Genomic DNA, 16,576 nt, shown 5'->3' on the forward strand with positions numbered 1-16,576 from the left:
CGCCATGACCGGTGCACTCCGCCGTCCCGAGCCGACTATGGTCACCACCGGCACGGGTTCGGGCAAGACCGAGTCGTTCCTGTACCCGATCATTGACCACGTACTTCGGGTCAAGGCTGCGGGCATAACTGGCATGAAGGCGCTCATCCTCTACCCAATGAACGCCCTCGCCAACGACCAGGCTCAGCGTCTCGCCGGCCTGCTCACCGAGAACCCCGAACTCGGCGGTATTACCGCAGGCATCTACACAGGCCAAAAGGATGGCCAGAAGCACACGAAGGTATCAGCGGCAGGGCTCATCAATACCCGCGAGATCTTCCGCAGCGAGGCCCCGGACATCCTCCTGACCAACTACAAAATGCTGGACATGCTGCTGCTCCGCAGCGAGGACGCGTCGATCTGGGAACAGTCGGCCACCTCGCTGCAGTACGTGGTCCTCGATGAATTCCACACCTATGACGGGGCCCAGGGGACCGACGTCGCAATGCTCCTGCGCCGCCTCGGCCTCGCCCTCAAGAGCCATTGGCCCAACGATCTCAGCACAGTTCCACACGGCCCGAGTGAGGAGGACCGTGCCCGCCCGCTCGGCCGCATAACACCGGTCGCGACCTCTGCGACGCTCGGCGCGAAGGGCGAGTCTGAGCCGATGCTCCGCTTTGCCCAGACTGTCTTCGGAGAAACCTTCCCTGACGACGGGGTCGTTACCGAATCCCGCCTCAACATCGATGCTTGGTGCGAGGCCTGGGCCGGTGATCCTGCCGCTGAGTTGACGCGCGTTGCCGAAGGTATCGAGGACACCGGCAAGGCCATCGAGACTGTCCTCGGCGCGGGAGCCGAAGACCCTAACGCTGTCATCGTTGAGCACGTCTCCCAGCTCCTCTTCGGCGAACAGCCAGCGGACCTCCTCGGCGCAATCCGCCAGCATCCGCTCACCCGCGCAGTGCTGCACGAGGCGAGCGACGCCGTCGCCCTCGCCAACCTGGCCGAGAGCGTCTTTGGTGAGTTCAACACCTCCGGCGGCCCGCGCCGACGTGCGACGCTCGCCGAGCGGCACGCCGAGTTCATGGCCAACTTCCTGGCCCTCCTAAGCCATGCCCGCGCGGTCCCGGAGCCCAATCGAGACGCCATCTCCGTCGAGACTCATCTGTGGGTGCGCGAGCTCTCCCGCCTCGACAAGTCGGTGGACAATGAGCACCATTACCGCTGGGGCGACGACGGCCCCCACACTGACCGGACCCTCTACCTTCCCGCGGTCTTCTGCCGCCACTGCGGCCGCTCCGGCTGGGGCGCCGTCCTTGGCCCCACAGGCACAGACGTCGAGAACGACGACTCGAAGATCCGCCGCGAGCAGGCCGCCGGCAACCCGCGCTTCCGCGCGCTAATCCACGCCCCCAACGAGGACGCCCTCCGCGCCGAGAAGGGCGAGATCGCCGACAGCCTCGTCTGGCTCGATACCGTCAACCGCAGCATCCTGCACGAGCCGCCCGCCGAGGACACCGCCGAGGCCCACGAGGGCCACATTGTCCCCGTCCTCATGCTCCGGGGCCAGGACGCGGACGACGACTCCAAGCGCGAGGTCTGCCCTGCCTGCCAAACGGCGGACGGCATCCGCTTCCTGGGCAGCGCCATCGCCACCATGCTCTCCGTGAGCATCTCAAACCTCTTCGGCGCCGATGGCCTCGATACGGGGGAAAAGAAGGCCCTCGTCTTCACCGACAGTGTCCAAGACGCCGCCCACCGTGCCGGCTTCGTTCAAGCCCGTTCGCACATCCTCACCCTGCGAGCCGCCTTCCGCAATGCGCTCGAGGCTGCGGCACCGGACGGGGGAGTCGTCACCCTCAAGCGGCTGGTCGACAGGGCAATTGCGGACGCCGCCACTCCCGTCCGCAAGTACCAGCTCATCGCCCCCGACTACGCCGACAGGCCGCAGTTCCGCGCCTACTGGGATCCGGAGGCCAACGCCCAGGAGAAGCGGAACGCGACACGCAACGCGGAGAAGCGCGTCCTTTTCGACGCCACCCTTGAGTTTGGCCTCCAGTCCCGCCTCGGCCGCACCCTCGAGCTCACCGGCAGCATTGTCGCCGAGACCGACGCCGGGACACCCCCCGCCATGCTCACGGCCGCACGTATTGCGCTTCAGGCGGTGCCCGGCACCCTTGGTCTCGAAGACCAGCTCACCGACGACGGTGCGCTGCTCGCGTGGGTGCGCGGCGTCGTCGAACGCGTTCGCACCCAAGGCGGCATCCGCCACCAGTGGCTCAGCGACTACATGGTCGAGGCGGGGGAGAAGGCCCAGCGCTGGAAGGTGTGGGGCGGCCGGCGCCGCAGCGAGGGTATGCCCGCCTTCCCTTCCGGGCGGTCCAAGCCAGCCTTCCCGCGGCTGGGCGGCGGTGACTCCGGCTACATGGACCCAATAGCCCAAGCCCAAAGCTGGTACACGCGATGGACCGCGCTGTGCCTCGACATCCCGAAGGCGGACGCCACATTTGTGGCCAAGGCCCTCTTCAGTCAGCTCGCTTGCCAAGGCGTGCTCGAGACCGTGCAGGCCAAGGACGGTGCCACGGTCTTTGCACTTCCCACCGACCGGATCCTCCTTCAGGCACCCACAGGCGAGGGCCTCGGCGCGGGCCGCCACTTCCTCGCGTGCTCCGTATGCCGCGCAGTTACACCGGGTTCCGCGACTGTGGTGGACCAGCTCGACGGTGCGCACTGTCTATATGTTCGGTGTCCCGGCCGGCTCGCGCGCCAGCCTGAGGAGGAGAACTTCTATCTCAAGCTGTACGGAGCGCGGGAGCCGAAGCGCGTCGTCGCCAAGGAGCACACGTCACTGCTGCCTGATGAGGAGCGGGTGCGCGCTGAGAATGAGTTCAAAGCCTCAGTCCAGACGCCGCAGGCACCTAACGTACTGGTCGCGACACCCACTCTGGAGATGGGCATCGACATCGGTGACCTTTCCTGCATCATGCTCGCCTCCCTCCCCACCTCCGTCTCGTCGTACTTACAGCGGGTGGGGCGCGCCGGCCGCCTCACTGGAAACTCACTCGTCCTCGCCTACGCACGTGGACGTGGAGAGCACCTGCCCAAGCTTCACGACCCGCTGTCTGTGATCAACGGGCAAGTCCGCCCGCCTGCCACCTTTCTTGACGCCGAGGAGATCCTGCAGAGGCAGTACCTCGCCCACCTCGTCGACAGGTTCGCGCGCGACGCCGGCCGACCCCACCCGCGCAAGGCCGCCGGCGCACTCGCCGGCGACGGACCGGGAACCTTCCTGGGCGACCTCATCGAGACAGCTCACTCCAACGCAGAGGAATATATCGAGGAGTTCCTCGGCCAATTCGGGGATCTTCTGGCTCCCGACAGCGCCGCTAGGCTCCGGGAATGGGCTGCCCACCGGGCTGACGGCTCGAGCGGGCTCGCCGAGCACGTGGTCCGGGCCGCCAGGCTGTGGGCCGACGACTGCGACGAGCTCAAGACGCGCATCGATGACGTCGAGAAGGCGATGCCCGAGCTGAAGGCCATGGCCGAGTCCAACGCGGCCACGGACGAGGACAAACGGGCACCCAAATCCGCCGAGGCCACACAGCGCATGCTGCGGGGACAGCTCTTCGCCCTGCGCGACGAGTACTGGATCTCCGTGCTCGAGAAGTACGGGCTGCTGCCGAACTACACGCTCCTCGATGATTCGGTGAATCTCGACGTCGGCGTGACCTGGCAGGAAGTCGAAACCCAGGACTACGTCACCGAGACGATCTCGCTGCAGCGCGGCGCTGCTATCGCGATCAATGAGCTTGCCCCGGGTGCCACCTTCTACTCGCGTGGCCTCGAGGTAAAGATCGACGCCGTGGACCTCGGCCCACAGCAGAGCCACATCCAACGCTGGCAGGCATGCCCGGAGTGCGGGTGGATACACACCGACGTGGACAGCGCAGGTCCGGTCAAGTCATGTGCCCGATGCCATCTCGGCGGTATCGCCGACGTAAGCCAGCAATTCGATGTTGTGGTCATGAAGAACGTCTCAGCAGAGGTGCGGCGCGACGAGGTGGCCATCGGCGATCGCTCTGACCAACGTGTCAAGGAGCGCTTCAATACGCTCCTCGCAGCGGATATCGATCCCGAGCACCTCACCGACGAATGGTTCCTCGAGGACTTCGAGTTCGGCGCCAAATACGCGAACCGGGTACAGCTCAGGTGGCTCAACCTGGGACGTGCCTCTGCCAACGCCGCGCCCCGGATTATCGCTGGCAACGAGTCCAAGGCACCGCTTTTCCGGGTCTGTTCGTACTGCGGCAAGCTGGACTCCGCCGGGCGCGCGAACAACCCTGATGAGCACCGCTTCTGGTGTAAGTACCGGAAATCCGGCGACGAGCACGTGGCAGAGGTGGCGCTCGCACGTGTCCTCGCCACGCAGGGGGTTGCCCTCCGCCTCCCGGCCGGTCGCGTCCTGGGGGATGACTTTGCCCTCCCCAGTCTGACCGCTGCGTTACTCCTCGGCCTCCGCGAAGTGATTGGGGGATCCCCCGACCACATCGCGGCCGTGCCGATCAACGAACCTGCCGACGGCGGCACCGCCGTCTCCCTGCTCCTGCACGATAAAGTCCCCGGCGGCACTGGCTACCTCGCCGAATTCGCCGAACCGGAGAAGGTATGGAACCTGCTGCGGGCGGCATGGGACGTGGTGCGGAACTGCGAATGCCGCGACGAGGAGCGCCTCGCCTGCCACCGCTGTCTCCTTCCTTTCGCGTCCCCTTGGCACGTCGACAAGGTGGCCCGCGTGACTGCGGAGCGTCTCCTGCGCAGCATCCTGGCCGGGCACGACGGTGTTCCGGACGACGGCGATCCCGCCTTCGGTGGCTGGACCGTGACCAAGGTTCCTCCACCGGCGCCAGCCCTGGAATCACACCTCGAGGTCAAGTTCCGCAAGGCACTCGTGGACAGGCTTGCCGCCGTCGGCGCCAACGTCAAGGTCACCCCCGGGCTTCGCGCAGACAAGGTGGAGTTCCGCCTTCCGGGCGCCAAACACATCTGGTGGCTGGAACCCCAAGTGGACATTCACGGCACTCGGCCTGACTTTGTCCTCTCAACGGCAGACCCGAACATCCCGAAGATCGCGATTTACACCGACGGCTACATTTTTCACGCGTCCCCTGAACACAACCGCGTGGCGGACGATGCGGCCAAACGGGAGGCTCTACGGGCCGTTGGTGTGGTTCCGTGGGCCATTACGTGGGAGGACATCGATGCCTTCTCCGGCGACGGATTGTCGATGCCGCCGTGGTTCACGGACAAAGCGGCGAGCATCGTGCAGAACGGGTCGACGCCGCTCCAGCCCGCGCTGCTTGCCGCCGTCAAGTCCGACGCCATGAGCCAGCTGTGGCAGTGGATCCGGGAGCCAAACAGGGACGCATGGGCGGACCTGTCGGATGCCATTCCTCTGCTCATGCTGGGAAAGTGCACCACCTTCAAGGGATCCGTTGTGGATCTTCCGGACTTCGTGCAGACCACGTTGGATGACCCGGAAGCGGCGCCTGAGTTGGGGGTGGGGCGCGCATGGATATACGCGGAAGGTCCTCTCCGATGTGCCGCAAACCTGACGTCGCCGCTCATGGTGAGCGCCGACGTCGTGCTCGTCCTTGATGGACGGGACGAAGCAGTGGCGGGGCCTGGGTATAAGAACGTGTGGCGCGAATGGCTGCGCCTAAGCAACCTGCTTGGATTCAGGCGGACAGCCCCGGCTATCGGCGCGGTTACTCTTGCGATGCCCTCGGTCCCGGTCACTGTGGAACCGGGAGCGCTGGGTAAGCACCTCCGGCCGGAATGGCAGGATCTACTGGACATCGCCACGCACGCCGAGCGCGAACTGTTGGCAGTGCTGGCAGAAATTGAGGGGTTCCCCCTACCCGAACTCGGGTACGAGCTCCACGACGGGACGCCTTTGGACATCGCTTGGCCGGAGCACAAACTTGCTGTCATTCTCCACGGAGCGGGCGAGTATGACGGCTGGACTTTGATGCCGGGCGATGCGGAACAAATTTTGGAAGCGCTGAAATTGAAGGAGAACGACTGATGGCATCGGTAACCCTGATGAAGGGGGCCAACAAGGTCGACGGATCGCTCAAGGGCAAAGTCTTGGACTTCCTTTACAAGCTTCAGGAAGACGACACCGCCCCGGGCCTCCACATCGAACCGATGAAAACCTACAAGGACTCCCGGGCGCGCACAGGCCGCGTTGACCAGCAGTTCCGGGCCGTGTTGTTCAAGCTTAACGCCGGGACAGAACCGCATTACGTCTATGCGGGCACGTTCAACCACGACGAGGCAATCAAAAAGGCACAGACAAGCATCCTGACCGTCAACCCGGTCAGCGGTATTGCTGAACTCATCAGCGCACCGGCAGAAGGATCAGCGACCCCGCCACCGGCCGCTGTTGTTCCCCCGACAGCGACAGGTCCCGCCTATGAGAACGGCCTCCAAAAAGCCGGGTACACGCCGTCGTACCTCTTCGAGGAGCTGGGCATTCCCGAACGTACCGGCGCAGCTGCGATCGGTGCGGCTTCTATGGAGGCGTTCGAACAGGTGGTCACTGACGAAGCAGTCCCCGAATGGCAGGGTCTTGCCCTTATTGACCTTGAGGCAGGGAAGTCCCTCCAGGAAGTCAAAGAAGGCCTGGGGATTGGCGACTACGTCGATGACCCCACGAAGTCCGATGATGAGAAGCTTGCCGAGGCGCTCAAGCACCCTGCCTCGAAGCTTGAATTCACGTATGCCGAGGGGTTCGAAGACCTCGAGTACGTCATCAACAACGAGAGTTTTCAGGACTGGCTGGTATTCCTGCACCCGGCCCAAGCCCAGTACGCGGTCAAGGACCGCAACGGGGCCTTCCGGCTTTCCGGCGGGGCGGGTACGGGCAAAACTGTGGTGGCGATCCACCGTGCAAAGCACTTGGCGGACCAGGACCCGGGCTCGCGCATCCTGCTGACCACATTCACGAAGACGCTGGCCGATAGTCTTGCTCAAAACGTGGGGCGTCTGGATCCGGTGCTGAATCAGAGCGACAAGCTCGGTGAAGCCCCGGTGACTGTAGCCGGCATCGACTCCGTCGCTGCCCAGGTCTGGTCAAAGGCATCGCCTGAGGAACAAGCTGGCGCCTTTAGTGCGGTGCTTGGGACGCCCGATGCCGCGGCGACGAGCCGCTCGAGTGACAAGGAATGGGGTGAGGCCCTTGAGCAAGTGGAGCACAAGCTCGAGCCCGCTCTGGCGAACCCCACATTTCTGGGGCAGGAGTACCTGTCTATCGTCCTTGCGAATTCAGTGACTGACAGGGACGGGTACCTGACCGTTCCGCGAGGAGGTCGCGGCACGGCCTTGAACCGGATGAAACGGATCGAGGTTTGGAAGGTCATTGAGGCTTATCGGCGGATCTGCCGGAGCAAGGGAGCCGTAAGTTATCCCGAACTCGCAGCACTGGCTGCTGGGGTCCTTGACCAGCGGGCCGCTGGGGGAGGGGCCCGCCCCTTCGACCACGTGATTGTTGATGAGGCTCAAGATTTTCACGCTGGCCACTGGCTCCTGCTGCGTGCACTGGTGGCGCCTGGTGCCAACGACTTGTTCATTGCGGAGGACTCCCACCAGCGGATCTATGGGCAGAAGGTGCCCCTCAGCCGGTTCGGCATCCAAATCGTTGGGCGCTCACGGCGTCTGACGCTCAACTACCGGACGACGGCCCAGAACCTTGCTTTCGCCGTCGGCCTCCTCTCCGGGATTCCGTTCACTGACATTGAGGACACCGCGGAGGAATCCTCAGACTACCGGTCCGCTAGAAGCGGGCCGCACCCCCAGCTTGAGGGTAAGGAGTCGCTCTCCAAGGAGCTCGATAACGCCGCTGATTGGGTCAAGGCGTGGACAGCCGATCCGGACTTCGCGCCGGAAACCCTCGGCGTTCTCGTGCGCTCAGGCAAGCAGGTGGACTTCGTGGTCAGCGGACTGCTTGAGCGCGGAGTCTCTACCCAGAAAGTTTCCGGTGACAAAGAGGCACATCCTGGCGAGCCGGTTGTGATGACCATGCACCGGGCGAAGGGCATGGAGTTTTCTAAGATCATCCTTTTCGGCGTAGGGGAGGCGAATATGCCTCTGCAATGGGCGCTCAAGGATCTCGGTGACGCCGAGAAGTCTGACGCCCTGTTGCAGGAGCGTTCATTGTTGTACGTAGCTGCGACGCGGGCGCGGGATGAACTGGTGGTCTCCTGGAGCGGGAAACCGTCGGAACTGCTGGGGGTTAGTTCCTAGACGGGGCACCGCTACTGAACCAGGGGAGTGCAAGCGTGGGGCCTCTACTTTGCGAACTTACCTGCTCACAACGCATGGCTTTCTAGAATTGTCGGTCGTTCCAGCTACATTATTGTGACTGAGCTAGAACGACCCATAGGGGCCGACAAAACTGGGGGCAATAGTGGGTGTAGACGCCGGCGTCGGATCTCTCTCTAAGGCGGCTGAACTTCAACGGGAGCAGTCCTATTTCGATCGAGCGAAGCAATACCGTGACAGCCAGGACGCAGTGTGGTCCCTGGCCACGGCTTCCTCGGGTTCAGCAGTTGAACGGCGTGCCTATAAACGCGCCATGGAGAAACGCAGGGTTGCCTCCCCTGATGACCCGATTGCACTTTCGCGCATTGACTTTGAAGACGGCGACAAACTGTATATCGGTAAGGTTGCCATCTTCGATGAGGACAAGAATCTCCTGGTCGTCAACTGGCAGGCCCCAGCCGCGGCGGTAGCTAATCAGGCCTCCATACAAGACCCCATGGGGCTGCGCAGCAAGCGGGTCTTCGACGCGCCAGCGAACAAGATTCTCGATTTCGAAGACATCGTCTTCAAAGCTTTGGCCGAAGCCGTTAGCGAGCTCGACGAGCATACCTATACGGGGGATGCCCTACTGCAGGCCTTGAGTCGTAAGCGCGGCTCCGAGATGACGGATATCGTCAAGACGATCCAGGCGGCTCAAGACAAGCTCGTGCGCGCGGAGCCGGACCAGCTCCTTGTCATACAAGGTGGTCCCGGCACTGGCAAGACGGCGGTGGCCCTTCATCGTGTTTCATGGCTTCTGTTTAACTATCAGGACGAATTGCCGCCAGAGGATGTACTTGTCGTCGGGCCCAATCCGACCTTCACGAAATACATTCGAAGGGTTTTGCCCGATCTTGGAGACGATGACGTCGTCCAGCAAGCATTGCAGAACCTCTTGTCCAACGACGTGCGTATCAGCGGGGAAGACTCAACTGAGACGGCGAGGGTTAAGGGCTCGGCACGTATGAGCCAGGTCTTGAAAAACGGGCTGAAGCAACGCATCCGAGTTCCGGCCGCGGATGTACGAATTCAACGACGAAATACAGTCCTTACTGTTTCTATCCCTGCAAATTCCGTCGCCGATGTCTTGAGTAACATGCAGTTCGAGACATTTGCTGACGGCCGCCGTCGCTTTAGGCAGCGGCTCGTCGAGCTGTGTGCCCCTTTGCTTGGCAACATCCGTCAGGTTGCCCCGGAACAATTTCTCGATGTACGGGCTCTGGAAGCGGAAGTCGAAAAAATCTGGCCGCAGATAACTCCCCAGCAATTTCTGCGGGAACTCCTTGGCTCTAAGGAACGACTCAAGCGGGCTGCCTACGGGCACCTGACGTCGGAAGAGATCGAGCTGCTGTACCGGCAGCAATCCGACAAAGTAGGAGATGAGGCTTGGACTGTCGCCGACCTCGCCCTGCTCGATGAGGCGCAGGCGCTAATGCGCGAGTCACCTCGCACATACGGGCACATTGTGGTGGATGAAGCACAGGACCTCTCCAAGATGCAGCTTCGTGCGATACGCAGACGTTCCAAAAACGGATCGATGACTGTAGTCGGTGACATAGCTCAGTCGACCGGGCCGTACTCACGCGATTCCTGGGACGACGTGGCGCAGATTCTCAGTGAGGGCACAGCGGACAGCACGGGCACCCGCGTGGTGGAGCTTGAGCACGGCTACCGGGTACCGAAGCAGGTCTTTGACGTCGCCCTGCCGCTGCTCAAGTCAGCTGCACCTTCAATAACCCCTCCGCGCATCTTGAGGGAAGTTGACTACGAGCCCCGATTCGTTGGCGCCCACCGGGAGGAACTGGCCCTCGAGGTATCGCGCTCCGTATTCACCCACAGTGGACGGGGCCGCTTTGTCGGCGTGATCGCCCCGACATACTTGTGGCCGGAGCTTAGAACCGCATTCCGAAGTGATGATCTGCAGTGGAGCGAATCAACCGAAGGTGAGCTGTCCACCGCCATCAATCTTGTTACGCCTGAGGATGCCAAGGGGCTCGAGTTTGACGCCGTCCTGGTGGTTGATCCGGCGGGAATCCTGGCCATGCCGCATGGCGAACGCATGTTGTACATCGCACTAACACGTACAACTACTCATCTGGACGTGATTTATCCCTCGGGCTCGTGGCCGCCGATTCTTGGTGGTTCGGACAAGCCGGAGCCACCAATGGCAGTTGACGTTGAACAGCCGCGACAGCCATCCAAAGCTGACGTGAAGATCTTGAGTGATCCAGCTCCCGGAGCCGACTCCGCTACTCCGGATGCCGCATCTACTATCGCGCTTCGTAACCTGGTCTCCGACGTCGTCCCATCCCTTACTGTTGGCGCTGCCCCGGAACATTTTGTGGGGACGGAGATGTCCCGCCTGGATGGAATGCAGCAGGCGATGGCTGAGCATTGGGCCAAGTTCTTCGCATCCCAGCTGCGGGATAACGTGCCGCCCAAGTTGGTTCCAGCTATCGTCGAAGAGCTGGCCCGCATCGCTTCGGAGGAGTGAATACTAGGCAGAACTTGACTCAAAATTGAGGCTCCAGCCATAGGTTGGACTGAAAACTCAGCAGACCAACTAGACAGATATCCTTCAGTGGACGATCGGCTCGAAAAGACCGAGACGCTGAATGCAATGCATCAATTCTCCGCGTGGGGCGGAAAGGTAGGAGAAGCCGTGTCGACAGGCAATGGTGTCTTGGACAAAAAGCTCGCGTTGCAGATGCAACGCTGGCGGGACGACCTGTTGTCGATCGACAGACGTCAGAGGCTTGTCTATTTCCAGCACCCCAAGAGTGGGACTTTCGAAATCGTTGAACCTGGCTGCTCAGGGGTAGAAGCCTTGGTGGCGGAGGGCGACGTCATGCTCGTCAGCAGTGAACCTGCAGACGATGAAGCGGGTGAATCGGCACAGGCCCTGAGGCTTCCCACGAAAGGTTCACGAACCCTACGCGTCACTGGCAAAACCGCTGCCCAAATCCTGAGCACGTCAAAGCGGCTGCATCAACGCTCGGAACAAGAATATGCGGACCGCGGGGTATGGACCCTTTATTTGGGCCACGGCATGCTCAATTGGATTGATCCCGCTGACGGAAAGAAAATCTCAAGTCCGTTGCTGCTTGTGCCCGTCCGTCTAGCCAAGGAGGGAAAGCAGTATGTGTTGAGGCGAACGGAAGACGAACCGGCATTGAACACGGCCCTCGGCCTTAAGCTCAGTAGGGACTTCGGCCTGGACCTCCCGGAGTTCGAGGTGGATGACCTGAACGTAGCGACGGTACTGTCCGGCGTGCGCAAGGCTATCGCGCAGTACGCAGACTGGAATGTTGACGAGCGGGTTGTCATGTCCATTTTCAGCTTCCACAAGGAAGCTATGTACCGTGACCTTGAGCAAAACGAAGCCAAGATTGTCGCCAACGGCATGATTCAACTCATGGCACTGGGCCCGGAGGCACCGAACTCCGAGGTGTTCGCCTTTGACCCTGTTTCTGACGAAGAGCTGGATTTCCGTCTGCCGCCCGAAAAGCTCCACAGCATTCTTGACGCCGACGGAAGTCAAAGAAAGTGCATTCTTGCGGCGAGAGAAGGCCGCAGCTTTATCATGGACGGCCCTCCAGGTACCGGCAAGAGCCAGACCATTGCCAACATCATCGCTGAGCTCATCGCAACAGGAAAAACGGTGCTGTTTGTCAGTGAAAAGGCGGCCGCCCTCGACGTGGTGCGCGATCGGCTGACAAGCAGGCAGTTGGATCCATTCCTGCTTGAACTGCATAGCCATAAGGCGACCCGTAAGCAGGTGGTCCAGACGCTTCATGCTGAGCTCACCCGCCGCCCGGTAGTAAAGAGCTCTTTCTCGGAAACGGACCGATCTCAGCTCATCAAAAGCCGGACCAGGCTAAGCGACCATGCTGACGCAATGAACGAGGTCCGAAGCCCGTTAGGACGGAGCCTCTTTGATGTCTTGGGACGGCTGGCTCAGTTAGCAAACGTGGGCGAATACCCTTCTGGGGATCCCAGCAAACTTGGCTTGCTGTCTGCGGACGCACTAGCAGACATCCTGCTTGCCGCCGCATCACTGTCGAAAGTGTGGCGCCCGGCTGCAGAAGGAGAATCATTTTCCTGGCGAGGTCTCGCGGGATCGAGCCTCACACAAGCACAAATCAAGGAGGCCGAGAAGTGTGTGGACGTTCTGGCCCTGGCAACAGAACGCCTCCTGCGGACAGTCAGGCTCTTTGACGCACAGATCCCATTCTGGCCTGTTGCCCTCGACGTTGCCGGCGTTCGTTCGCGAGCGGATCTTTCCGCCCATCTCTGTACAAGAAGGAACGTTCCCCGGCATTGGTATTCCGAGCCCAAATTCACTGATGTTCTTCGAAGGATCGACAGCCTTCAGGCAGAGGACGTCGAATACCAGACCAAAAAATCTGAAATTGACAGTATTTGCGTGGACAGATGGGACAAGAACGACAAGAGCCTTATAGCCCCGCTTGAAACTTTTCTTGAGCACGATCCGGCAATTTTCAGTCGTCCTCTTAGCCAATTTCCGTTCGGCCAGCTTAGCGGCATCGAGCTGGGAACTTCCAGGGCTGCCTCCTTACTCGAAGCTCTACTCGACAAGGCCCAGCAACTAGGTGTGCTTTTCGATGTTGAACCGCAATCACTGACTCTAAACAAATGCCTAGCCCTCTCATCACTCGCAGAGCTCAGCCAACAGGGCAGCCTGCCGGAACCACATTGGATCAACCCGAGTGTCCAAGGGGCTTTGGACGAAAGCGCGCGAATTCTTGAGGAGCTGGCTGCGATCGTACGCGACCGTCAGTCGGCAATGGAGTCAACCTTCAGCCCTGAAATCCTCGCATTGGATCTCAAAGGCCTTAAGGCCCGTTTCGAATTGCAACACAGAGGACTGAAAGCCTGGAGTAAACAAGCCCGGGCGGACAAGAAAACGCTTCGCGAGGTGACCGTTGCCGGGGTCGTCAACAAGGAGATCATTGCCATGCTTGGTGATGCCATCTCTTGGCAGACAGCACAGGAGAACCTCGCTAACAGCGAGCCCGAATATGGGCCTCGGCTCGGTAGTTATTACCGTGGCACTGCGACTGACTTTGCGAGGATCGCTCAGGCACTTGAGGTTGCCAGAACGGCTTTGAAGCTGGCCGGAGATGACATAGCGTCCTCCGCGCTGGCCCGGCAGCTGAGCAAAGCCAACACGCCAGACGCAGAGCTGATCCCTCTGGCGAGAGACGTTGCCAATATGGTGGAGCGCTTCGGTGTCGACACGCATGCACTCTTCGGCACTGTTTTCCATGAACAGGTCGGTGATCTGCCACTGACTCACATTTTGGGAATCCTCAAGGCGGCCCAGGAGAACTTTTCGGCCGCGCAAGTTTTGCGGGACCGACTTTCGAAGATGCTGGGCGAGACGGCAACACCGGTTGCGGCCAGTGCGGTTCTCCGGCAGATCGATGCGTTGGACGCGATGGATGAGAAAACCGCCGAACGTTCGCGGCACGATTCCGAGGTATTGGGCAAGCGATACAGTCCACGGAAAACAGACTGGGCAGCGGTGCGAGCCGACTACGATTGGATCGCAGCCTTGCGCAGAATCGTCGGAGGACCAATCGAGGATGACGATGTTTGGTTCGTTGAGGAGTTCGACGCTTCCGACCTTGATTTGGCAGAAGGCCTTTCCTCCTGGCTGGAAGCCCGAGACAAGCTGGTCGGCTTCTTTGATGCCGAGCGCTCGACCGAGCTCCGCGCCGAACTGAACCATGACCTTGAATACGCAGAGGAACTCCTTGCTGCCCTTGGTTTTAACCCGGCTGCTGATATCGATGTTTGGTTCGAATATAAAAGGCTCTTTGCTGCTCTTTCCGATGCCGGAGTGCCTGAGACGCTGACAGCCCTGTGCGACAGCCATGCGCCAGCGGACCAAGTAGTGTCAGCAATTGAAAGGGCTGCGCTGGAACCTTGGGCAGAAAGCATCATTGAAGGGGACGACAGGCTATCGGAACACCGTGCGTCCGGCCGCGAAAGCCTACTGAAACAGTTCAAGGAATTGGACGGAAACCTAATCGTCAATGCTTACGCCGACGTCGTAACGGCCTGTGTTGCCCGACGTCCACGCAGCATGGCCGGCCCTGCGGCAGTCATCGCGCACGAGGCCAACAAGAAGTCCCGTCACAAGCCCATTAGGCGGTTGCTGGAAGAAACCGGCTCTATAGTCCAGGGGCTGAAGCCCTGTTTCATGATGAGTCCTCTTTCCGTATCGCAGTATCTTCCTGCAGGGTTCGTCTTCGATGTCGTTATCTTCGATGAGGCCTCTCAGGTCATGCCCGCGGATTCCGTCAATTGCATCTACAGGGGCAAACAGCTGATCGTGGCTGGGGACCAGCGACAGCTCCCGCCAACGTCCTTCTTCTCGGCTGCAGATATTGAAAGCGACGACGAAGATGAACCGGACAACTTCGATAGCGTCTTGGACCTATGTAAGGCTTCGGGGGCTATGGTGTCCCTGCCGCTCTCATGGCACTACCGCAGCCTTCATGAAGATCTCATTACCTATTCGAACTACCGGATTTACGAGGGGAAACTCAATACATTCCCTGGCGCCACCCAGGAAGCTGACGACCTCGGGGTACATCACGAATTCGTTCAGGGTATCTATCAGCGAGGAGCTGGTAGCAAGAATCCCATTGAAGCAGAGCGCGTTGTGGACCGTGTCCTTGAACACCGCCGCGTTAACCCGGACCTCTCGCTCGGAGTCGTAACGTTCTCTACACAACAAGCCGAGGCTGTTTCCGAAGCTATTGAACGTCGCGCAGAACTAGAGCCGCTGCTTACGGGTCTCATGGAAGACCATGATCGACTCCGCGGGTTCTTTGTGAAGAATCTCGAGTCCGTCCAGGGCGACGAGCGAGACATCATCATCTTCAGTATTGGCTACGGGCCCGATGACGCGGGAAAGCTGGCAATGAACTTCGGACCCCTGACTCGGAAAGGCGGCGAACGGAGACTAAACGTGGCAATCACGCGCGCACGCCGAAGGGTCGAAGTAGTCAGCTCATTCCATGCTGGAGACATGTCTGACGGCGCGTCAGCAGGAAATCGTCACCTGAAGAATTATCTGGACTTTGCTGCCCGGGGCCGAGCGGCCTTAGCCTCTGACATATCCGGATCTGTGGGGGATGCCGAGAGCCCCTTTGAAGAGGAAGTCCTTCGCGTAATCAGGGCATGGGGTTACGACGCCGTGTCTCAGGTTGGGGCTGGTGGCTACAGGATAGATATAGGGGTTCGTCATCCTGACAAGCCCGGGAGCTTCATGCTGGGCATCGAGTGCGACGGAGCCGCTTATCATTCGGCAAAGAGCGCGCGTGACAGAGACCGCCTGAGGGAATCTGTGCTGCGGGGGCTCGGGTGGGATATCTATCGGATCTGGGGTTTGAGCTGGTACAGAGACCGGTCCACACAGGAGATCGCTCTGAAGCAGGCAATTGCGGACGCTGTGAGTGGGAACCACGGCGTTCCGGCTATTGCTCAGGCGGCGGAAAGTACCGGGCCCATGGAGTATGAAGAGATAGACCTGTCCGCCCCGCCCGCCTGGACGGTGCCATACACCTCCGCCTCAAAGCCTGCGCACCGGTATTGGTACCAGCCGGGAGATGCCGACGCTCTTACAGACCTCATCCAGTATGCGGCCCACGTCGTTAGCGTCGAAGCACCGCTGCACGTAGATACCTTTCACACTCGGTTGCGGGAGCACTGGGGAGCCGGCGCCATTGGTCCGCGCGCCAAAATCAACATTGAAAGAGCATTATCACTTGCCAAAGTTAGCGGCATGAAAGTGAAGCTCGATAAAGAAGGCTTTATCCGAGTCGATGGCGCAAACGCAGTAAACGTACGACGACCAACGGGACAAAGTGACATTCGTAAAGCGGGTGCAATCCCGCCTGAAGAGTTCGATGAGGCCGTACGTCTCGTAGTTGCTGACTCAATAGTCATTACAGAAGAAGAGTTACTCGTCGCCGTCCGTAATGTCTTCGGCTGGGCACGACGAGGCCCCGATATCCAGAATGCACTTCAGCGGAGCCTTCGGAGAGCCGTAAAGAAGGGTTACTGCCTGCGCCGGCCAGACGGCTCATACGAGACTGCGCAATAAGGTGCGTTTAAAGCGCCCGCCAGGCGCCATCTTGGCGGGCGCTTCATGCTCATGATTTGGCAGGGGTGAGCAAATCAAGCACATCGAGCCTTCCTC

Annotated in this window: 4 protein-coding genes; all 4 read left to right on the forward strand. The window is 60.7% G+C overall.

Annotated elements, in window-relative coordinates:
* Positions 1 to 4 precede the first annotated feature (4 nt).
* The 4 genes from LDO86_RS05160 (at position 5) to LDO86_RS05175 (ending at position 16,480) form a co-directional block, all read left to right on the forward strand.
* Complete coding sequence (locus tag LDO86_RS05160) at positions 5 to 6,064, forward strand: DEAD/DEAH box helicase (RefSeq protein WP_224084331.1); 6,060 nt, start codon at positions 5 to 7, stop codon at positions 6,062 to 6,064.
* Positions 6,064 to 8,283: a 3'-5' exonuclease gene (locus tag LDO86_RS05165; protein WP_224084332.1), complete on the forward strand. Its 2,220-nt coding sequence runs from the start codon at positions 6,064 to 6,066 to the stop codon at positions 8,281 to 8,283. The genes LDO86_RS05160 and LDO86_RS05165 overlap by 1 nt, the downstream gene beginning before the upstream one ends.
* Positions 8,284 to 8,614: 331 nt before the next feature.
* Positions 8,615 to 10,834: a UvrD-helicase domain-containing protein gene (locus tag LDO86_RS05170; RefSeq protein ID WP_224084333.1), complete on the forward strand. Its 2,220-nt coding sequence runs from the start codon at positions 8,615 to 8,617 to the stop codon at positions 10,832 to 10,834.
* Between the two features lie 87 nt (positions 10,835 to 10,921).
* On the forward strand, positions 10,922 to 16,480 hold the full coding sequence (locus LDO86_RS05175; RefSeq protein ID WP_224084334.1) for a DUF3320 domain-containing protein: 5,559 nt from the start codon (positions 10,922 to 10,924) through the stop codon (positions 16,478 to 16,480).
* The last annotated feature ends 96 nt before the right edge of the window (positions 16,481 to 16,576 follow it).

The organism is Arthrobacter sp. StoSoilB19, assembly GCF_019977275.1.
Classification (GTDB): Bacteria; Actinomycetota; Actinomycetes; order Actinomycetales; family Micrococcaceae; genus Arthrobacter.

Excerpts from the sequence above, each read along its gene's own strand:
- LDO86_RS05165 (WP_224084332.1), top strand. The coding sequence starts at position 6,064 with ATGGCATCGGTAACCCTGATGAAGGGGGCCAACAAGGTCGACGGATCG.
- LDO86_RS05160 (WP_224084331.1), top strand. The coding sequence starts at position 5 with ATGACCGGTGCACTCCGCCGTCCCGAGCCGACTATGGTCACCACCGGC.
- LDO86_RS05170 (WP_224084333.1), top strand. The coding sequence starts at position 8,615 with ATGGAGAAACGCAGGGTTGCCTCCCCTGATGACCCGATTGCACTTTCG.